General features: G+C 41.3%; 25 protein-coding genes. 1 reads left to right on the top strand and 24 read right to left on the bottom strand.

Annotated features, from left to right (window positions below; translation table 11 throughout):
* Positions 1–108 precede the first annotated feature (108 nt).
* From ridA to metG, 11 genes are all read right to left on the bottom strand, one after another.
* A complete protein-coding gene (ridA, locus tag AU387_RS02225) occupies positions 109–486 on the bottom strand; it encodes a 2-iminobutanoate/2-iminopropanoate deaminase (protein ID WP_003226738.1) in 378 nt (125 codons plus the stop codon).
* Complete coding sequence (gene purR, locus AU387_RS02220; protein ID WP_024123618.1) at positions 483–1,340, bottom strand: pur operon repressor; 858 nt, start codon at positions 1,338–1,340, stop codon at positions 483–485. Before purR ends, ridA begins: the two co-directional genes overlap by 4 nt.
* A 55-nt stretch (positions 1,341–1,395) precedes the next feature.
* Positions 1,396–2,265: a 4-(cytidine 5'-diphospho)-2-C-methyl-D-erythritol kinase gene (gene ispE / locus AU387_RS02215; RefSeq protein WP_044153497.1), complete on the bottom strand. Its 870-nt coding sequence runs from the start codon at positions 2,263–2,265 to the stop codon at positions 1,396–1,398.
* Positions 2,266–2,412: 147 nt separating this feature from the next.
* The gene (locus tag AU387_RS02210; protein WP_010332697.1) at positions 2,413–2,598 is read right to left on the bottom strand and encodes a small, acid-soluble spore protein, alpha/beta type; all 186 of its coding nucleotides are present in this window, start codon (positions 2,596–2,598) and stop codon (positions 2,413–2,415) included.
* 161 nt (positions 2,599–2,759) lie between these two features.
* Complete coding sequence (gene veg, locus AU387_RS02205) at positions 2,760–3,020, bottom strand: biofilm formation stimulator Veg (protein WP_024123616.1); 261 nt, start codon at positions 3,018–3,020, stop codon at positions 2,760–2,762.
* A 201-nt stretch (positions 3,021–3,221) separates the two neighbouring features.
* Positions 3,222–4,094, bottom strand: a complete 873-nt coding sequence (gene prtG / locus AU387_RS02200; RefSeq protein WP_024123615.1) for a sporulation-specific protease PrtG — start codon at positions 4,092–4,094, stop codon at positions 3,222–3,224.
* A gap of 161 nt (positions 4,095–4,255) precedes the next feature.
* Entirely contained in the window at positions 4,256–5,134 is an 879-nt protein-coding gene (rsmA, locus tag AU387_RS02195) for a 16S rRNA (adenine(1518)-N(6)/adenine(1519)-N(6))-dimethyltransferase RsmA (RefSeq protein WP_024123614.1), read from the bottom strand.
* Complete coding sequence (gene rnmV, locus AU387_RS02190) at positions 5,127–5,687, bottom strand: ribonuclease M5 (RefSeq protein WP_059334662.1); 561 nt, start codon at positions 5,685–5,687, stop codon at positions 5,127–5,129. Before rnmV ends, rsmA begins: the two co-directional genes overlap by 8 nt.
* A 144-nt stretch (positions 5,688–5,831) precedes the next feature.
* On the bottom strand, positions 5,832–7,055 hold the full coding sequence (locus AU387_RS02185) for a G5 and 3D domain-containing protein (protein ID WP_232460832.1): 1,224 nt from the start codon (positions 7,053–7,055) through the stop codon (positions 5,832–5,834).
* A 245-nt stretch (positions 7,056–7,300) separates the two neighbouring features.
* A complete protein-coding gene (locus AU387_RS02180) occupies positions 7,301–8,068 on the bottom strand; it encodes a TatD family hydrolase (protein WP_059291676.1) in 768 nt (255 codons plus the stop codon).
* A gap of 78 nt (positions 8,069–8,146) precedes the next feature.
* A complete protein-coding gene (metG, locus tag AU387_RS02175) occupies positions 8,147–10,141 on the bottom strand; it encodes a methionine--tRNA ligase (protein WP_059334658.1) in 1,995 nt (664 codons plus the stop codon).
* Positions 10,142–10,637: 496 nt separating this feature from the next.
* On the opposite strand from metG, the gene abrB reads away from it, so the two are divergent.
* The gene (abrB, locus tag AU387_RS02170) at positions 10,638–10,928 is read left to right on the top strand and encodes a transition state genes transcriptional regulator AbrB (RefSeq protein WP_003226760.1); all 291 of its coding nucleotides are present in this window, start codon (positions 10,638–10,640) and stop codon (positions 10,926–10,928) included.
* 49 nt (positions 10,929–10,977) lie between these two features.
* On the opposite strand, the gene rsmI is transcribed toward abrB, so the two are convergent.
* The 13 genes from rsmI to AU387_RS02105 all read right to left on the bottom strand — a co-directional run bounded on the left by rsmI (position 10,978) and on the right by AU387_RS02105 (position 20,266).
* Positions 10,978–11,856: a 16S rRNA (cytidine(1402)-2'-O)-methyltransferase gene (gene rsmI, locus AU387_RS02165; protein WP_059334656.1), complete on the bottom strand. Its 879-nt coding sequence runs from the start codon at positions 11,854–11,856 to the stop codon at positions 10,978–10,980.
* On the bottom strand, positions 11,831–12,130 hold the full coding sequence (locus tag AU387_RS02160) for a GIY-YIG nuclease family protein (protein WP_010332689.1): 300 nt from the start codon (positions 12,128–12,130) through the stop codon (positions 11,831–11,833). Before AU387_RS02160 ends, rsmI begins: the two co-directional genes overlap by 26 nt.
* Positions 12,117–12,860, bottom strand: coding sequence for a tRNA1(Val) (adenine(37)-N6)-methyltransferase (locus AU387_RS02155; protein WP_044153511.1), 744 nt, complete (start codon positions 12,858–12,860; stop codon positions 12,117–12,119). Before AU387_RS02155 ends, AU387_RS02160 begins: the two co-directional genes overlap by 14 nt.
* Positions 12,861–12,920: 60 nt before the next feature.
* The gene (gene yabA, locus AU387_RS02150; RefSeq protein WP_010332687.1) at positions 12,921–13,280 is read right to left on the bottom strand and encodes a replication initiation-control protein YabA; all 360 of its coding nucleotides are present in this window, start codon (positions 13,278–13,280) and stop codon (positions 12,921–12,923) included.
* A gap of 14 nt (positions 13,281–13,294) precedes the next feature.
* Positions 13,295–14,122: a competence/sporulation regulator complex protein RicT gene (gene ricT / locus AU387_RS02145; RefSeq protein WP_010332686.1), complete on the bottom strand. Its 828-nt coding sequence runs from the start codon at positions 14,120–14,122 to the stop codon at positions 13,295–13,297.
* Positions 14,123–14,124: 2 nt separating this feature from the next.
* Positions 14,125–15,114, bottom strand: a complete 990-nt coding sequence (gene holB / locus AU387_RS02140) for a DNA polymerase III subunit delta' (protein WP_044153513.1) — start codon at positions 15,112–15,114, stop codon at positions 14,125–14,127.
* 11 nt (positions 15,115–15,125) lie between these two features.
* Positions 15,126–15,566: a YaaR family protein gene (locus tag AU387_RS02135; RefSeq protein WP_024123606.1), complete on the bottom strand. Its 441-nt coding sequence runs from the start codon at positions 15,564–15,566 to the stop codon at positions 15,126–15,128.
* A 12-nt stretch (positions 15,567–15,578) separates the two neighbouring features.
* Positions 15,579–15,908 (bottom strand): cyclic di-AMP receptor DarA, encoded by a 330-nt coding sequence (darA, locus tag AU387_RS02130; protein WP_003218295.1) that lies wholly within the window; start codon positions 15,906–15,908, stop codon positions 15,579–15,581.
* A gap of 74 nt (positions 15,909–15,982) precedes the next feature.
* Entirely contained in the window at positions 15,983–16,621 is a 639-nt protein-coding gene (gene tmk / locus AU387_RS02125) for a dTMP kinase (protein ID WP_024123605.1), read from the bottom strand.
* A complete protein-coding gene (locus AU387_RS02120; protein ID WP_059334654.1) occupies positions 16,618–18,057 on the bottom strand; it encodes an aminotransferase class I/II-fold pyridoxal phosphate-dependent enzyme in 1,440 nt (479 codons plus the stop codon). Before AU387_RS02120 ends, tmk begins: the two co-directional genes overlap by 4 nt.
* Before the next feature lie 83 nt (positions 18,058–18,140).
* The gene (locus tag AU387_RS02115) at positions 18,141–19,298 is read right to left on the bottom strand and encodes a toxic anion resistance protein (protein ID WP_059334652.1); all 1,158 of its coding nucleotides are present in this window, start codon (positions 19,296–19,298) and stop codon (positions 18,141–18,143) included.
* Between the two features lie 17 nt (positions 19,299–19,315).
* Entirely contained in the window at positions 19,316–19,930 is a 615-nt protein-coding gene (locus AU387_RS02110) for a 5-bromo-4-chloroindolyl phosphate hydrolysis family protein (RefSeq protein ID WP_059334650.1), read from the bottom strand.
* A gap of 141 nt (positions 19,931–20,071) precedes the next feature.
* A complete protein-coding gene (locus AU387_RS02105) occupies positions 20,072–20,266 on the bottom strand; it encodes a sigma factor G inhibitor Gin (RefSeq protein ID WP_024123601.1) in 195 nt (64 codons plus the stop codon).
* Between the last annotated feature and the right edge of the window lie 232 nt (positions 20,267–20,498).

The following is a 20,498-nucleotide window of genomic DNA, read 5'->3' as shown; positions in this document are numbered from 1 at the left end:
TTTTTGAAAAAATAGGATATAAATACACAATTAGGTCATAACGCTTTTATTTCGGGCATAAGGTAAATAAAAAAGTGATTCCGAGTTTACCCAGAATCACTTTTCTTATTATTTTACTAACGCAATCACTTCGATTTCGACTAATGCATCCTTTGGAAGTCTCGCAACTTCAACGCAAGATCTCGCCGGTTTGTGCGTGTCAAAATATTGTCCGTACACTTCGTTCACTTCCGCAAACTGTTCCATGTCCGCGATAAATACAGTTGCCTTTACAACTGTTTCAAAAGAAGCACCCGCTTCTTCCAACACCGCTTTTAAGTTGCTGAATACTTGATGCGTCTGCTCCTTAATATCACCGTTTACCATCTCGCCTGAAGGTGTCAAAGGAATTTGGCCTGAGCTGTAAAACATATTATTGACGATAATCCCTTGTGAGTAAGGCCCAATTGCTGCTGGGGCATGTTTTGTGTGGACTGCTTTTGTCATGATTCCGTCTCTCCATTCTTCAAAAGATTGTCTTTAAAAAAACGCAGAAAATTGCCATTCTGAATTTCAATGGACTTATCTTTCATGTTGATCGTTGAAAGAGTTAGAAGTGACATATATTCATCAACAAGACGTTCATCTACTCCTTCGGCTTCGACCAAGACGCCGATCCCCGCGACATTCGCATTAAACTCATCCAACAGGTTAATCATACCATTAATTGTGCCGCCTGCTTTCATAAAGTCATCAATAATGAGTACGTTTGAACCCGTTTTCATGCTTCTTTTTGCAAGTGACATCGTTTGAATGCGGTTTGAGGAGCCTGACACGTAATTAATGCTTACCGTGGAGCCCTCCGTTACCTTGTTATCCTTGCGCACAATGACGACAGGCACATTCAGATAACTCGCAGCTGCATACGCAAGAGGGATGCCTTTCGTGGCAACGGTCATGACAACGTCAATTTCGCGGTCCGCAAATACAGAAGCAAACAGCTTTCCAACCTTGGAGAGAACAGATGGCTTTCCTAAGATATCCGTTAAATACACATAACCGCCCGGAAGGATACGCTCAGGATTTGCCAATGACTGTCCAAGTGTCTGAACGAACTCTTCAGCTTCAGCCTGCTTCATTTTCGGAATATATTTGACACCTCCGGCAGCACCGGGAACAGTAAGCAAGGTACCGATCCCCTGCTGCTCAAAGGTTTGCTTTATAATTGTTAAATCTTCACTGATCGATGATTTTGCAGATTCATACCGCTCAGAAAAAAAGGTTAACGGTATTAACTCGTGCGGATGGGTTAACAAATAATTTGTTAAGTCCACCAATCTGCCGCTGCGACGAAACTTCATGAACTTACCCCCAAAATCCGAATATTTTAAGATCAATATAACTTAACATACGGATTTAATCAAGAGCGTTCTGTTCGCCGATCATTCTCACCGCATATACCTGATCGCAGAAGCCTCTTAACCCGTTATAAATCCTCTGTACCTTAGACTCATACTGAACCAGTCCAAACACAGTCGGACCGCTTCCGCTCATTAACACAGCATCTGCACCAAAGCGTTTCATCTGGTTTTTGATCATCGCGACTTCAGGATGCATATCAAGCGTTACAGACTCAAGCACATTGCCTAAACGGCTGCACATCTTTGGAAAGCTCTTTTCCTCAATCGCGTCAATCATACCGTTTACATCCGGGTGTTCCACCTCATCAAGCTTCAGCTGTCTGTAGACCTCGGCCGTGGAAACGCCGATTGTCGGTTTCGCCAAAATGACCCAGCAATGCGGAGGCGGGCTGATGTGTTTGATCTTTTCACCGCGTCCGGTGGCAAGCGCAGTTCCGCCATAGACGCAAAACGAGACGTCTGAGCCAATTTCCGCTCCCAGCTCCGCCAGTGTTTCTGCAGAAAGATTTAAATTCCACAGTCTGTTCAGTCCTCTGAGCGTTGCCGCCGCATCACTGCTACCGCCAGCAAGGCCGGCAGCCACCGGGATCACCTTAGTGATCATAATGGAAACTCCCTTTTTCACGTTGTATCTGTCTTTGACGAGCTTGGCAGCCTGATAAGCTAAGTTTCTTTGGTCATCGGGCACAAAGCGGTTGTGGGATGAAACCCTCACTACATCTTCTGCCAGCTCCGTCAATTCAATCCGATCTGCTAAATCAATTGTCGTCATAATCATTTCGACTTCATGATAACCATCCGGGCGCTTTCGGGTAACGTCGAGTGACAGATTGATCTTGGCTGGCGCTTTTTCTAAAATACGCATAGCTTTCACCTACTTCTCCATCTAAACATAAGTATGAACATTGTATCACATTTGAAGTACGGGATGAACATATCCATATTGGAGCTATTATGTATTTACATCCAAAATCAAAAACCGGGGAACTATACGTCCCCCGGGTCACATTCCTTATCGGTTATTCTGATTCTGAGCCATTTGCTGTTCGGCGATTTCAATTGCCCGTTTTACCATATTACCGGCATCGCGGGCACGAATGCCGCCCCAACCTTCATTTTTTACAGTGTCATAAAAACCAAGGTCCTTAGCCAGCTCATATTTAAACTCATCTGACATAACTCCACGACGTCTGCCCAAACGAAACAACTCCTTTTTTAGAGATGATAACGATTCGTGCACGTCACGATAAAATGTGACCGTTTTTATCTTTTGTTTAATGACAGTGAAAATATCGAGAGAATTAATGGAAACCAAAAAAAGGCAAAACAAAAAGCAGTAAACAAAAAGTTCACTGCCCGTTAAAATGCTACTGAGCTTGCCGCGTCATCATTAAATGTCAGCTCAACAGTCTCAGTCAAAATATCAGCATAACTGTATGAAACTCTTTCAAACGAGTTCTCGTCTTGATCTAGTTGTATCACAAAAACAGCAGGGTACGTCTCAGCTAAAATGCCCGAGCGCTCAATCGTTTTTCGGCGGCCACCGTTTGCTTTTAACGTCAGCCTTTTACCTAAATTTCCATCAAGCGACCTTTTAATATCGGACAACGTCTTCGCCATTGCATCCACCTCACTATATTTATTGTACAACACGAGCCCATTTTTGTCAAATAAAATTTAAATTATATCAACGTTAATAAGACGTTGTCAACAAAATTATTTTGACAAAATTCTATGATTCCTCAAATATTTTCCGCAAGTTTCGGTAAATTATGTATCATTATGCAAAATAAAAACCCCGAATAAATCATCTATCCGGGGTTAATTGGACTTATAAGGCATTCCGACCCTCAGTACTCCTCTTGTTTCAATGCCTCCAAGTCCTTTCTCTCTTGTCAGTGTATTCCGAAGCACTTCCCATACATTGATTCGTTCCATAAAAGGCGTAAAGCTGATTTTCGCTACGATATATACAGGATCAAGAGCGTGAATGTTTACTCTTGAAGGAGAACTCGCGAAATTCGCCCCCGCTCTTATTAGTGATTCAAAGTGGGATTGGCAAGCCCCCGCAAAAATAACAAGCTGATCTAAGTGAGGGATTTTTTTTCGTGCTTTATGAACTGTTTCGACAAAGTGTTTTGAATGTCTGTATGCGCTCAAATCATCAATGCCGCCCTTTTGCTTGGAGTATGCATCATGCCCGGTAATCACCAGGATGTCAGGTCGATATTTGTCGAGCAATTCTTCTATAGAAGCAGACATTTTCTTTTCGTGGCAATGAATGCCGTAAACCGGCACACCGATTTTTTTATAGACACTCAGGCATTTTTTTAAATACGCCTCATCACCGTCCATATGAAGCACCTTGCCCGGCATATGAAAATAGTGCTCCTGATGCTGATACTGGCTTGTTGCATAGTACTCCTGTTTTTCTCTCAGCAGTTTATAATCCTGACGGAGCAACTCAAGTGATTCATTCATTCTGCTTTCATCTTTCTTTTTTCGCATCAGCTGCTCATCTTTTTGCACGGCCACCAAATCAGAAAAATACGCATCAGCAATCAGCCTGACTTCGTCACCATGCAAAATGGCGATTGAATTTCCTGTACTTGTTTGCTCTATCCCTATAATGCGAAACAAAACATCCATTTGATAGGATTTTCTGGCTACCATATCCCCTATTTGAAATTGCACGTTCCTCACTCCACACATAGACTAAGCCTCATCATGAAAGAAAGAGCCTTGAGAAAAGCGCCTTTTTTCGCTGAGTGCAAGTTTTTCTAATCATTGGATTTTAAGGTCCTTCTCTAGCCTATGTAGCGTCAGTCCATGTGGTGCGAAAACAAAAAGCCCTTTTAAAAAAGGGCTTTGTACAATCCGTTAGACAGCGCAGCGAACTCCTCAATAGACAAGGATTCACCTCGGCGCTTGCCATCAATATTCGTTTCTTCCAGCACTTGCTCGATCGTTGGTTTTTTTGCTTTTCCATCAGGCAGATTGTTCACTAAGTTATTAAGCAATGTTTTACGGCGCTGAGCAAAACTCGCCTTAATTAATTGAAAGAAAAAGGCTTCGTTTTCTACATCCACTGCCGGGCCGTCGCGGCGAATCAGCCGAATGACTGCTGAATCTACATTAGGCTGAGGAACAAATACCGTTTTCGGAACGATCATCACCGTTTTGGCCTCTGTATAAAATTGCACAGCAATAGAAAGTGAACCGTATTCCTTAGATGAAGGATCAGCTGCCATACGTTCGGCCACTTCCTTTTGCAGCATAACGACAATCCCCTTCAGCGGAAGGTTTTCTTCAAGCAGCTTCATGATAATCGGCGTTGTCACATAATAAGGAAGGTTGGCTACAACCATCACCTCATCACAGTCCTTAAATTGCTCTTCAATGACCGATTTGACGTCAGCCTTAAGCACATCTTGATGAATGACAGTGACATTGTCATAAGGGGAGAGCGTGTCTTTAAGGATCGGCAATAAACGCTGATCAATTTCAAATGCAACGACCTTTTTCGCCCGCTTGGCAAGCTGTTCAGTCAAAGCCCCGATTCCCGGGCCGATTTCAATGACACCGGTTTTCTCTGTCACTTCGGCGTGGTCGACAATTCTGTCTAAAATGTTCGTATCGATTAAGAAATTCTGTCCCAAACTCTTTTTAAAAGAAAAACCGTATTTCTTCAGTATCTCTTTCGTTCTAATCGGTGTCGCAATATCTTTATTCATTCTGTTCCTCCCGCATGACGGTATCGAGCGCACTCATAAAATCACTTTTTTTAATTTGAAACATTTGCAGCCGTTTTTGAAGCTGTTTGCCATTTGTATATCCGATTTTCAGCAAATCACCAAGACGTTCACGGCGGCGTTTTGCTTCAGATCCGCCAATCAGCCCGGCGTGAATCAGGTCTTCCGCAGAAATTTCACTCGGCTGTGCTTCCATTTCTTCGTGCACGTTTTCTAAACATGCCCTGATGCTTTCAATCGATGCGTGTTCTACGCCAATTCCCCGTTTGTTCTTAGGTTTCGCCAGATGCTTTGACAAAAATGCATGCTTACAGCCAGGTACAGCCTCGGAAATGGTTTTTCTTATTTTTTCTCCCGGGAAATCCGGATCCGTTAAGATAATGACTCCTCTGGTTTCCTGAGCCAAACGGATTTGTTCAATCACATGATCACCGATGGCTGAACCATTTGTTTCAATTGTGTCTGCATCAACAGCCAATTTGATGCGGGCCGTATCGTCACGCCCCTCGACAACAATGATCTCTTTAATTTTCATTATTTCCTCCAAGACAAAATAAAAACTTTTGTATATTGATGAAACTTTTTCATATTTCGAGCGTCTAATAAGCAGAAAATACACTTCGTCTATTATAACGAAAAAAACAGAGGGCGCAAAACCCTCTGTACAGATAAGTATATATTAATTCAAGATTTTAATTTTAACTGTTTTATTTCCCCATCGGTAAGCCGATGATTTCTCAGGGAAAAAGACATCTATTTTATTGCCTTTAATCGCTGAGCCCGTATCAGCAGCAACAGCGTATCCATATCCTTCAACGTGGACTTTTGAGCCTAGCGGAATGACATTTGGATCTACTGCGATGACTTTTGCATTAGGATTATTTTTCAGATTAACGCCTGTAGCCGTATGTCCTGAACATCCGCTGCAGCTTGCCGTATAAGCCGTAGATGATACTGTCATGACTTTACCGGTTGATTCATTGCTCCGCGACACAACTGGTTTTGAATCGCCAGAAGCACTGACCTTTTCAATCTTCGGACTGCTTTGCTTTGTGCCGATCGCAACCACTTTATCTTTGCTTTGCTCGGCTGTTTCTTCTTTTACAAGCTCTCTGGAAACTTCTTCGCCGTTTTCCTTTACGACTTCATAATGTTTTTTGAGCTTGCCTTCTTTTCCTTTTTGAACGACCTTTTCTTGCCCTTTTTCAAGAGATGCGTCTTCTTGTTTTTTCACATCAAACGCTATTTTCTCTTCAACTACATCGGTGACCTTTTCGATACGAGTTATTGTAATATCAGCCTTTCCTTTCGTTAGCTTTTCGTCTAACGCAGGCTTGATTTTATCTTCGTCTTTTATGTTCATCTTTTGCTGTTTTAAAAAGTCAGCGACCGTAGTCGAAGTCGTCCAGATCTTCTTTTCTTTCCCCGCATCGTTCATAGTGACTTGGAACGCAGGTTCTATGTTAATTTTCATGTCTTTCGAAACTTCTGTATCTATTGCAGGATCAATTTGATCGTGTTCTTTCACATCAACATCTTGTTCGTCCAGTAATGCACCGACCGTTTTTGCTGTTGACCATAATGTCTTTTCTTCCCCGTTTAAAGTAAGCTTCACAGGTTTTGCAGCCTCATACACAACATTCATATCTGCTGTTATTTGTGTCTTTTTAGCAGGTGTGATCTTATCCTCGTCTCTTGTCTTTATATCGAGTGTTTCTAAAAGATCACCGACTGTTTTTGCATGTGTGCGTATATTTTTCTTTTTGCCGTTGATAGAAACTGAGACTGATTGTTTCGTCAGCTCATGAGCTGCGTACGCAGTCCCGCTTCCCGCCAGCAGCAAACAAGCAGCAACCAGAATGACTTTGCTTTTGCTAAGCTTTACGGAAAACAGCTTTTTCATTTTTTGTGTGATGAAAAACGCCTCCTTCTCCTCGGAGAGATTATATAGAGTATCTAAAAGGCTGTCAACCCTCCCTTCTCCTTCTCCTAAAAGCTCAGTGTCTTCTTCATTATCCTGAAACACACCGAGAAACGGAAGAAAGACTTGTCGACAAACCTATCCTATGAGGAGAAGAAAGCATGTAGAACTTTTATGGAAAAACGCCGGAACGGACAAGCTCTTACAAAACCCGCTAGCGTTTGTTGTCAGTTTATACGGAAAAGTCTTTTTGCATTTTCAGTCGTGATTGATGCAATTTCTTCAAAGGTTGTTCCTCTTAATTCAGCAATCTGCTCCGCCACATATTTTACATAGCTTGGCTCATTTCTTTTCCCTCGAAAAGGAGTTGGTGTAAGAAACGGACAGTCAGTTTCAATCAGCAGCCTATCATTCGGAATTTCCTTTACAACTTCCTTCGGTTTCTTCGCATTTTTGAAGGTGACAGGACCGCCAAATGACAAATAAAAATTCATTTTCATACATTCTCTTGCAACTTCGATACTGCCCGTAAAGCAATGCATGATGCCGCCGACTTCGTCTGCGCCTTCCTCTTTCAAAATGGTAACAACATCCTCTGTCGCATCACGGTTGTGAATAATAATAGGGAGATTGACCTCTTTCGCCAAGGCAATTTGTTTTCTGAATACTTCTTTTTGAACGTCCTTAGGAGATTTATCCCAATGATAATCCAGACCCATTTCTCCTATCGCTACCACTTTTTCATGAGCAGAAAGCTCTTTAATCCAAGCCAAATCTTCCTCTGTCATGTCAATGGCGTCAACTGGGTGCCAGCCGATAGCAGCATAAATAAAATCATATTCCTCAATCATTTCCATCGCCCGGGTAATGGTCGGCCGGTCAAAACCGACAACTACAATACGGTCCACTTTTTCAGTTTTCGCCCGCTCAATAACCTCTTCTAGATCTGTATTGTATTGTTCTGCATTTAAATGTGCATGTGTGTCAAATAACATAAATGAAAAACTCCTTTCTTGTCGAAACACAAAAGGTGTTCGACGAATTGTTACACGTGAAACACCTTTTGTTTATCATTATTTAATTCTTGTGCCTTTCGGTAAGGACTGATCAATAGATACGACTTTTAATACGCCGTCTGCTTCTCCTGCAAGGATCATTCCTTGAGAAAGCTCTCCTCTCAGCTTAACCGGTTTTAGATTTGTTACACATACGAGTTTTGTTCCAATAAGCTGCTCAGGCTTATAATGTTTTGCAATGCCGGATACGACTTGGCGTTTCTCAAAGCCCAGATCAAGCTGGAGCTTCAGTAAGCGGTCTGCTTTTTTCACTGGCTCTGCTTCGATGACCTCTGCCACACGAAGTTCTACATTCATGAACTGATCGATCGTAATTTCAGGTAAACGGTCTACCTCTTGCGACTCTTCTTCTTTTTTCTCTTCTTTAGCTGGAGCTGAGCCCTGCATTTTCCCTTTGATGTACGCAATTTCTTCTTCTGCCTCTAAACGCGGGAATAACGGTTCGCCTTTTTGCACTTTTGTATCTTTAAGCTGGCCGAAAACTGTAATGCTGTCCCAGGCTTTTAATGCATCATCCGTGATGCCCAGCTGCTCAAACATTTTTACCGGTGTTTTTGTCAGGAACGGCTGAAGCAGTACGGCTGAAATACGCAATGATTCAGCAAGGTGATACATAACCGACTGCAGTTCTTTTTCTTTTTCAGGATCTTTGGCAAGAACCCATGGAGCCGTTTCGTCAATGTATTTATTTGTACGGCTGATCAACTGCCATAACGTTGAAAGAGCCACCGAGAATTCCATATTTTCCATTGCTTTTTCATATGATTTCACTGTTTCCTCAGCCACGGAAGAAAGCGTCTGGTCAAATTCCGTTACGGCACCTTTATAAGAACCGATTTGTCCGTCAAAATATTTATTGATCATAGCAACAGTACGATTCAAAAGGTTACCTAAATCATTCGCTAAGTCATAGTTAATCCGTTCAACAAAACCTTCCGGCGTGAAGACACCGTCAGATCCAAATGGAACTTCGCGAAGCAGATAATAACGAAGCTCATCTAAACCGTAGCGTTCGATGAGTGTGACTGGATCAACAACATTGCCTTTGGATTTCGACATTTTTCCATCTTTCATCAAAAGCCAGCCATGTGCAAATACTTGCTTCGGCAGCGGAAGATCCAGAGCCATCAGCATAATCGGCCAATAAATGGTATGGAATCGCACAATTTCCTTACCAACTAAATGAACATCGGCAGGCCAATATTTTTGATATAGCTCATCATTTTCTGTATCATAACCGAGTGCTGTTAAATAGTTGAATAGTGCGTCGATCCAAACATACACAACATGTTTTGGATTTTCCGGCACCTTCACACCCCAATCAAATGTCGTGCGTGAAACAGCTAAATCCTCAAGGCCGGGTTTGATGAAGTTGTTAATCATCTCATTTTTACGTGACTCCGGCTGAATGAAGGTTGGGTTTTCTTCATAGAACTTTAAAAGACGGTCAGCATATTTCCCCATACGGAAGAAATAGGATTCCTCTTTGATCAATTCGACAGGGTGCCCGCTGTCAGGGCTTTTCCCGCCAATAACCTCACCCTTTTCATTTCGTTCAATATCCACAAGCTGAGTTTCCGTATAGAATGTTTCATCAGGGATACTGTACCAGCCCTCGTATTCATCAAGATAGATGTCCCCGTTATCAAGAAGCTTTTGAAACACCTTTTCTATGACGACTTTATGCCGTTTTTCAGTTGTGCGGATAAAGTCATCGTTTGAGATTTCAAGCTGTTTCCACAGTTTCTGAATATCTGCCGCTGCGCGATCCACATACTCCTGAGGCGTAATGTTTTCCTGTTCAGCTTTTTGCTGGATCTTCTGCCCATGCTCGTCCGTTCCCGTTAAATAGCGAACATCAAAGCCTTTTAATCGTTTGTAGCGAGCCATTGCGTCACCCGCGACTGTTGTATACGCATGGCCGATATGTAATTTTCCGCTCGGATAATAAATCGGTGTTGTAATGTAAAATGTATTGTTTTCTTGCGGCATCTTGAAACCTCCCAATCAGAATGTCAAAAAGCTCCCGCCCAAAGGACGAGAGCGGCGATAAGTGCAAATCATATATGATTACCTATTTTTATATTTATCCTTTATCTATGATACCATCTTAGCCTTTAAGATCAAGGATATATACGTATGCCCCTAAAAAGAATAATTAAAATTAAAAATGTTTAATGAAAGTAAAAAAAGTCTGTTCATGTCGAATTTTGTCGTATATAATCTTACGGTATAAAAAACCTTGGTTCGAAAGTCTTGATTTAAAAGGATTTTTCATAGGATAATAGCTTTATTAGAAAATTATAAAATGCTGTTATTCCGGTATTTTCAAAGCCATTACTGACTATAAGAACTAAATCTTACAATCAATAGTAAACAAAAGGATTGACGATTATTGGAAACCTTGTTATGCTATGAAGGTAAGGATTTTGTCGAATAATGACGAAGAAAAATATAATTTAAACAATAATTATCTCTTGGGAGGAGAATGTTTATGAAATCTACTGGTATTGTACGTAAAGTTGATGAATTAGGACGTGTAGTGATTCCTATCGAACTGCGTCGTACTCTTGGAATCGCAGAAAAAGATGCTCTTGAAATTTACGTTGATGATGAAAAAATCATCCTTAAAAAATATAAGCCAAATATGACTTGCCAAGTAACTGGTGAAGTTTCTGACGATAACCTTAAACTTGCTGGCGGCAAATTGGTGCTAAGCAAAGAAGGCGCTGAGCAAATCATCAGCGAAATCCAAAACCAGCTTCAAAACCTTAAATAATCATTTTTTACACAAAAAACGTTCTTGTTATGACACAAGAACGTTTTTTTTATTGCTGAATATGGTATGCATCATACATTTCACGTTTTGGGACGTTACGATCTACAGCCGCTTTTTTAATGGCTTCTTTTGATGTCGCTCCCTTTGAGATGTAATGCTCGACATGTTCTTTTGCAGATAGGTTCTCCCACCAATGTGTTTCTTCATCTGCTTCCTCAGCTTTATTGCCTTCGACTACAAGACAAAACTCACCGCGGATCTGATCCTCATTTGCCCAGTCTATCACTTCGGATATCGTTCCTCTTATAAACTCTTCATATTTCTTAGTAAGTTCACGCGTCACCGCAATGTCCCGATCTCCTAATATGTCTAACATCACAGACAGGGTTTCCTTCAATCGGTGAGGTGCTTCATAAAAAATAATCGTTTCTTGCCGTTTTTTGAGGACATCGAGTTCTTTCTTCTTTTCTTTTTTCTGCCTGTTGAGAAATCCGTAGAAAAAGAAAGGCTGCGGTACAATTCCTGAAGCGATAAGCGCTGTTAATGCGGCATTGGCTCCCGGCAGAGGAACAACATAACCGCCCATTTCCGTAAAGTCCTTGACGATTTCCGCTCCAGGATCAGAAATCGTCGGCAGTCCGGCGTCACTGACCAGCGCTATGTTTTTCCCGGACTTCAGCCATTCAATGATTTTGTGGCCGCTGCTTTCTTTATTGTGTTCGTGATAACTGACAAGCGGTGTTTCAATTTCATATACATGGCAAAGCTTTTTTGTTTGCCTCGTATCTTCTGCAGCAATCGCATCCACTGATTTCAGCGTTTCGATCGCGCGAAATGTCATATCCTCTAAATTTCCGATAGGTGTCGGAACCAAATAAAGAATCCCCATATCCGACTTTCCATTAAAGCTCATCTGGCGCCTTAACATATACAGCCTCCTTGCTGTTCCGTTTTTCTTCTATATAAAGCTCTTTTTTTCTGCGGGTCAGTTTTTTAAAGTAATATTCCGCCTGCATGGCTTCCCGCTTCGTTGCAAATGCCTCAGCAAAAATTAAATCAACCGGGCGTCTTGCTTTTGTATACTTTGCGCCCTTTCCATCGTTGTGAGTTTTCAGCCGTTTCTGCAGATCGTTGGTATACCCTGCATACCAGCTGTTGTCTTTGCACTGTACAACATAAAAGAAATGGTTATTTGTCTCCATATAAAATGGTCCTGATTTCTTTTGAATATTCATTTTGTTCGTTATAAACGAACAGCGGAGGAAGTATTTTCAAATCTGGACGCCCGCCTTTTATGCCTTCAACCAAAATGGTATTGGCTTCCTTCCCTTGTTTCGGATAGACAAACTGAACACGCTTCGGCTCAATTTGATAAGCCTTCATCAATTCAAAAATTTCGAGAAGCCGGCCCGGCCGGTGAACGAGCGCTGCCTTTCCTCCTTGCTTTAGCAATTTACTGCTGACTGAAATGACATCTTCCAATGTACAGTGAATTTCATGTCTTGCGATACGGAGATGTTCATTCAAATTTTGTTCGGCCTGTTTGGGTGTTTTAAAATAAGGCGGGTTGCAGGTAACAACATCATATCTATTATGCCCCAGCTTTTCAGGCATGTTTTTCAGGTCATCATGTATGATTTGAATTTGATCCTCCAGTTTGTTATATTCCACACTGCGGATAGCCATATCATGCAATCTTTCCTGAATTTCAACACCAATGATATCTGCTTTTGACCTTGTACTCAGCAGCAGCGGCACAATGCCGTTGCCAGTGCACAAATCAACAATTTTTCCTTTTTGAATCGGAACATACGCAAATTTGGAGAGAAGCACAGCGTCCAATGAAAAAGCAAACACCGTTGGACTTTGTATAATCTTCATATCCTCTGCCAGCAAATAATCTAATCTTTCATCGTCATGTAATGAAACCATTTTCTTATCCTTTCCAGCACCTTTGAAAAAGGCTTCCGTCTGATGCGGAAGCCTTTTTCCTTATTTTTTATTTAAGAATGACAGACAGAAAAGACAATCTTCTTTTCTGACGCTTCCATAGTGGACGTTACAGATATGGAATCCTTCCTGATACAGACGTGCCAGATTATCATATCCTTCCCCTATATCAGCTTGCTCTGTCTTCTGTGTTTTTGATTCTTTTTTATCAGCTTTAAACTTTTCAATCTGCTGCGTCGTATCGTCCAGCCGTTTACGCAAATGCTTATTTTCAAGCTGTAAATGATGATTTTCTTCAATCATCTCACCGATATGCTGCTTTAAATCCCCCAGCTGCCGGTAAAGCGAGCCGATTTGTTCTTCTAAGTTAATGACGGTATCAAATAACTCTTTTTTATCCAAGGTTCCACACCTCGTTAATCTGTGGTTTGTGCGGATACGACGCCCTCTTCCAAGAGCTCTTCCCAAGTATATTCTATCACTTTTTCACGGTTCATCAGTTCCACCTGAAGCACCCGTTCCAGAATATTCAGCCCGACGACTTTTGCAGGCCCGTTTGCTGTCGTAATCATTTCCCCAATATCCGGAAGCTGTTCCTTTGCAGTCTCATACTCATCGTTTTCGTATTTCAGACAGCACATCAGACGTCCGCAAAGACCAGAAATCTTTGTTGGATTTAAGGATAGGTTCTGATCCTTCGCCATCTTAATGGACACAGGTTCAAAATCTCCGAGGAATGTTGAACAGCAAAGCATTCTGCCGCAAGGGCCGATTCCTCCGAGCATTTTTGCCTCATCTCTTACCCCAATCTGGCGAAGCTCAATCCTTGTTTTAAAGATGGAGGCTAAATCCTTTACAAGTTCTCTGAAATCTACTCTGCCGTCAGCAGTGAAGTAAAAAATCACTTTATTACGGTCGAACGTAAACTCCACATCGACCAGCTTCATATCCAAGCCGTGATCTATCACTTTCTTTTGGCATATTTCAAATGCTGATAAAGCTTCTTGTTTATTTTCTTCTACAATGAGAAGATCGCGCTCGTCAGCCACGCGTATCACTTTACGGAGCGGAAGCACAACATCATGCTCATCCACCTGTTTATTCGCGACAACAACCTGGCCGTACTCAACACCTCTGACAGTTTCTACAATTACGCAGCTGTCTTGTTCTATATGAAATCCATTCGGATCGAAATAATATATTTTACCCGCTTTTTTAAAGCGGACGCCAATTACATTGTACAAGCTTATCCCTCCTGCAACATTAACACCAAGTGCTCCATTAATCCCTGCACATTCACATTGGAATGAAGCCGTTTCTTTGCTTCTAAAACAGCAAGTATCTGGTTCGTAACGCTTTGTTGTGTTGATTGTAGCGCATGCTGTTTTATTGATTGGAATAAGTCTTGATAAATCAATTTATCTTCATTTCCTATTTGGATGGACAACACATCGCGATATATCAATAAGAGCATATCAAGACCCATTTCTTGATGGGTTTTTTCTTTGAAAAAGGGCATCCATTGATCTTGAATAAAGAAAAAGGCATGTCCTTTCCGCTGGTGTAAGACTTCATACAATTTTATCACTTTCGCTCTAGACTCTGCAAACTCATCATTTCGACTTAATTCGACTGCTTCTGCTACATTGTTGGTCATGTTCGCCAGGAGCCTCGCCATATGAGGCGAGACGTCCTGTTCTATCAGTCTGTCTTCAATTGCTTTGGGCTGCAAAGGCTGAAAAGGAAGGGTTTGGCATCTTGAAATGATGGTATCCAATAACCTTTGAGGCTGCTCAGTAATAAGGATGGCCATTGTGTCTCTGTTCGGTTCCTCTAAAAACTTCAGCAGGCTGTTTGCCGCATTAGCCGTCATTTGATCTGCATGGGATATGATGTACAGCTTTTTATGCGATTCAAGCCCTGTTTTAGAAAACTCTTCTTGCAGCGCTTGAATTTGCGCCTTTTTAATCGATAACCCATCAGGCTGGACCAGATGGAGATCAGGGTGGTTTCCCGACTCAATCCGCTTACAATTTCTGCAGTTCTCACAAGGCTCTGCTCCGTCTTCCAGACAAAAAAAGCTTTTCGCAAGAAGCATTGCGGCCTCCAGCTTGCCTGTTCCTTTTTTGCCCTCAAATAAATAAGCATGTGATAGTCTGTCCTTCTCAATACTATTATATAAAAGCTTCATTACTCTGGGCTGAAGCTCGGTCATTTCCTTCCAGGATATTGCCATTGTATCACTCTCTATGTGTAAAGGTTAATCAATAAACCTTTTATTTCGCCAATACGCTCCAGCAAATCAATTGCCGGTTTTTCCTGATCCATCATCTCTTCAGTAAGCTTTATCAATTTCTCGTCTATTTCTTTCACAAGTCCCAGCGTTCTGCTGTTTCCGTAAAGATCAAAGCTTTTCGACGTTTCATGTGATAGGCCGCTGTCAACAGCTTCTTTGACAAAACGTTTCACAAGCCCTTTAAATCTTGCCAAGTCTTTAAAATTCCGTGATTTCGTCAGTCTTTTCCCAAACGCTTCTATGTCCGTTAACATCCTGGTGAGCTGATCAAACTTCAATTTGCTGCTTTGGTTCTCCATTGATGTTTTAAAAGATGCTGAAATCTCAGCTGTCTTCATAGAAGGAAGCTGCTTATTATCTATAAATGTGCGTATATCTTTATTAATTTTCACAGTTTCAAATCCTTAAAATTGATGAAATTCATCGACTGGAAGGACAAACACTGTCGCTCCGCCAACTTCAACTTCGACTGGATAAGGGACATATGAATCAGCATTTCCGCCCATTGGAGATACAGGAGCAATCATCTGATCCCGTTTCTGTCCGTTTTCTTTAATGAGGCTCAATGCTTTATCGACGCGTATATCCTCGACACCAATCATAAACGTTGTATTGCCTGATTTAAGAAATCCTCCCGTCGTCGCAAGCTTTGTGACTCTAAAGTTGTGATCTGTTAAAGTTTTCAAAAGTCTGTTGCTGTCCTGATCTTGTACAACTGCCACTATTAATTTCATCTGTAAAGGCCTCCTTTAGATTGGAAACAACAATGATCTCGTTTACATTATTATATCAACTAATGAGAAACAGGTCACAATTGAATTTTTTTCAACGCTTCATTGATAACCTTTAGAACGTCCTGAACAACGAGGTCTTTCGATTGTGCTGCATCAACTGAATGAAATCTTTCTGGAAAACGTTTCATCAGCTCCCGATAACCTTCCTGAACCTTTGTATGGAAGCTCAACTTTTCCAGATCGAGCCGGTTTTTCTCCCGAGAGCCGTTCGCATCAATACGCTTCAGGCCTTCTTCCGGATCAATTGAAAAATAAATTGTGACATGAGGCATCATATCTCCAATGGCGAATTGGTTAATCGAAAGAACCTCATCAATCCCAAGGCCTCTTGCATATCCTTGGTATGCGAGTGAACTGTCTATGAATCTGTCACAAAGTACAATATGCCCCTGCTCTAAAGCAGGTGTTACTTTTTCAACTAAATGCTGACGTCTTGCAGCTGCATATAAGAGAGCTTCTGTTTTTGGGTCCATTAACGTGTTGTTCTCGTTTAGAATAACTTCTCGAATTTGTTCTGCGATATCTATGCCGCCTGGTTCCCGTGTTGCTGTAACCTGAAGGCCTTCTGCTGCCAGTATCTTTTTTATTTCCTGCAATACAGTCGTTTTTCCCGCGCCTTCAGGACCTTCAAATGTAATAAATAAACCGCTCATGATTTCTCCTCTTCTATATAAACAAGTAATTGCTTCTCATTGATTTTCATATTCCCTTGAACATGCGTTTTCATGCTGATCAAGCGGCTGAGCTTTTGCACGCTTTCCCTTGTGATTCTTTCGCCTGCCATAATCATCGGAATTCCCGGCGGATAAGGTATAACATCCTCTGCATTCAGCCGGCCTGCCGCTTTATCAAAACCCACATATTCTTTCTGTAACGTGTTTAAAACCTTTTTCGGATAAGGCATTACAGTAATAGGCTGTGCTTCCCATTCTGGAGAAACATTCATCTGGTCCGTTGGAGTCTTTTCGATTTCATGATCAATTTTCTTAATTGTTTCAGAATCGATTCTCTGTTTTCCTCCCAAAGGGAGAACAAGCAAAACCTGATTTTCATCGGCAAGCTCTGTGAATATGTTGACACGCTCTAATATTTTTTGCAGTGTAAAACCTGAATGGCCACATTTGGAACGAATGGTGAGTTTCAGCGGATCCGTTGTAATCCGTTGATTGGCCGGTTCAACCGCTTCAGCATATCCAAGTGAATCAAACGTTTGTTTAATCGATTGAATATGCTGCAGAACGTCAGGAAGCTTTTGTTCCTCTATCATATACTGCAGATAAGCGCGGGCAAGATCCAATGAAGCCATTATCGGATAAGACGGGCTGCTGCTTTGTAAACGATTCAAGTAATCCGCTACCCGGTTCCGTTCAATTTTGTTGCTATTGAGGTGCAAATAAGACCCCATCGTCATGGCAGGCAGTGTTTTGTGCGCCGACTGAACAACAATATCTGCTCCCATTTGCAATGCTGAAGCCGGGAAAGGCTCCCCTAAAACAAAGTGTGCGCCATGCGCTTCATCCACCAGCACAGGAATCCCGTATTGATGGGCCTCTGAAATGATTTCAGTCAAATCCGCGCTATGTCCATAGTATGTGGGATTGGTCAGCACCAACCCCTTCGCATTTGGATATGCCTTTAAAGCTTCTTTTATCGTACCAAGCGGAACATGCGTAGGCACATGCATTATTTCATCAATGTCAGGTGCGAGATAAACCGGCTCAGCTCCAGCCAAATCAACAGCATGAAAGACAGATTTATGGCAGTTTCTTTGGATCAGGATCGTATCTCCAGGATCACAAACTGATAAAATCATCGCTAAGTTTCCGACAGTCGTGCCGTTCACAAGAAAAAAACTTTCTGCCGATCCATACAATTGGCTGACAAGATCTTGGGCTTCCTTAATCACACCTGAAGGATGATGCAAATCATCAAGCCCCGATAGTTCAGTCAGGTCAATTGTAAGAAGCGGGTTGTATATGGTCTTAGCCTCATCAAAAAAGACATCTCCATTGTGATGTCCCGGAACGTGAAATGAATGAGAATTTCTTCTCGCATGTTGAATCAGTGCATGATATAAAGGTGTGTTCATTAAAACAATCCCTTGAATGTGTATTCTTACTCTTTATTATATCGTTCCTATGACAGAACTTAAAGCTAAGACTTACTGGTAAACTATCTTTCCTTTATCGCAAGCAGCTTTTGCTTCAAATCGCCTTCCATCATCATGAGCTCTTCTTCAGCCTGTCGGCGTTTAAGCCGCCCTTCTTCTTGAATCGTCAGCGTTTCTTCAAGCGTACTGATTAAGCTTTCCTGTACCTTCTTTAACGTATCAATATCAACAAGCCCTCGTTCATTTGCTTTCACTGTTTCAATTGTATTGGTTTTTAAAAGCTCCGCGTTTTTTAGCAAAAGTTCATTTGTTGTATCGGATACTTTTTGCTGGGCATTCACAGCGTTTCGCTGCCGTAAGAGTGTCAATGCAATCGCTACTTGGTTTTTCCAAAGCGGGATTGCGGTTACAATGGATGACTGGATTTTTTCAGCTAATGCCTGATTCGTATTTTGAATTAACCTGATTTGCGGAGCGCTTTGTATGGTAATTTGCCTGCTCAAGAGCAAATCGTGCACTCTTTTATCCAGTCGATCAGCAAATTGGATCAAATCGTTTACTTCTTGAACGGCCATTTGATTATGTTCACTTGATTCGGCCTGTCGTTTCAGTTCAGGAATTGTTTTCGTTCTTAATCCATCCAGCTTTAATTCCCCAGCAGCAATATAAATATTCAGTGCAGAAAAATATTCTTTGTTTTTATCATATAACTGCTCTAACAGCTTATTATCACTGAGTAATGCATTTTTTGAATGCTCAAGTTTTAAACTGATTCTATCTATCTGCACACTGGTCTTTTGATACTTTGACAGTACCTCCTGAAGAGAATGAGACACTTTCCCAAACATGCGTGCCAAGAAACCTTTTTTCTTAGACTGCAGTTCATCTGGATTTACTTGCTCCAGCTTTTTCATCAGCTCACCAAGGATTTCACCGATTTCACCGACATCCTTCTTTTGAACATGATCAATCATCGTATGAGAAAAATTCAGCAGCTTAGACTGAGCTTGTGAACCGTATAAGACAATACTGTTCATATTGTTATGATTAATCTGTTCAGCCAGCTGGTATGCTTTTTCTTTGTTTTCTTCTGGCAGAACATCGACAAGCCGCACTGACTGCTTTTCTGATTCGACAGCCTCCCCCTTTGGTATTTCGATATCCCCAAAAGGGTCTGCCAACAATCCGTCCATTTGAAGTTCGCTTCGATCCTTATTCACCGTCCTTACCCCTTCCGTTATTTTTTCAAAGAATGCTTCGCTGCATCTAATTCAAATTGCAGTTCACCAATTTCGTCGCCCATTAATTGAGTTAAATCTTCTTCTAAACGCTTCGTCAATTCAGCAAGTGTGATACGCACTTCACTCAACGACATCGAAAGCTCTTTGTTTTTTTTCGGATGGGAAGAAAGAAAAGCATATTTCTCAGTCAGTTCCACAACAGAATCTAGAGTCTGATAAAAGAAACGCTCAGCCTGATAAAACCGTTTTGGCTCTTTTTTGGTTAATATATAGATCCTTCTGACAAGTCTCAGCATCTCTGCATTTTGCTTAAACATCTGGATACTTTTTGCCTGAAATAAAGCTTTTCTAAGACGGATTATTTTTTGCCTTGCTTCCTCAAGGTTTTTCTTGATGTACGCATATTCTCTTCCCGTCAGTTCATGTTTTTTAAGAAATAACCGTCTCGAATTCCACAAACCCGCTGTGTATACGAGAGCTGCTGATGAGACGCCATATACAAAAGATAAAAAGAGTGATTGGTTAAAACCAAAAAAACTCAATAATCCTATGAAAACAAAAGTCGCACTGCTTGTGAAACTCCATATCAAAAATTGAAGAAATCTATGCATCACTTCATCGACTCCTGTGTGTATTTCATATTTAACATTATTATCTACTACGTTTAGTCCCTAAACAAGTTTCATGTTCTTTTATCGTATCCACTGCTTTATATAAAGTGAAAAATGGTACAAAAAAAGACCTTCTCAGGTCTAAGAATATAATGGCGGTGTATGAATGCTCTTTAGTTTTTTGACATAAAAGGCATAGTCAGGATCGGAAGTTGCTGTAGAAATTACTTTTCTCTCACAATCTAAGCATATGAATTTTGTATAAAGATGAATCCCTCTGCTTTTCTCTTGTTCGCAAATAATACATGTTTGATGGTGTTTAACCGTTTCGTCCATCGTCCCCACCTCCGTACAATTAGCCTTTCCTGAAACCTGTTATTGTATACATTATTTAGATCTTTTGGAATCTTGAGATCAGTATATGGGCTATATAAGCTGTCGGTGTTTGTATTGTTTTGATTTCACTTGTATTTGGACAAACAAAAAACCCAGCTCAATGAGCTGGGTTTTACCCTTGCTTGGCGGCGTCCTACTCTCACAGGGGGAACCCCCCGACTACCATCGGCGC

It is taken from the genome of Bacillus halotolerans (assembly GCF_001517105.1).
Classification (GTDB): domain Bacteria; phylum Bacillota; class Bacilli; order Bacillales; family Bacillaceae; genus Bacillus; species Bacillus halotolerans.
This window is presented reverse-complemented; position numbering and strand designations above follow the sequence as displayed.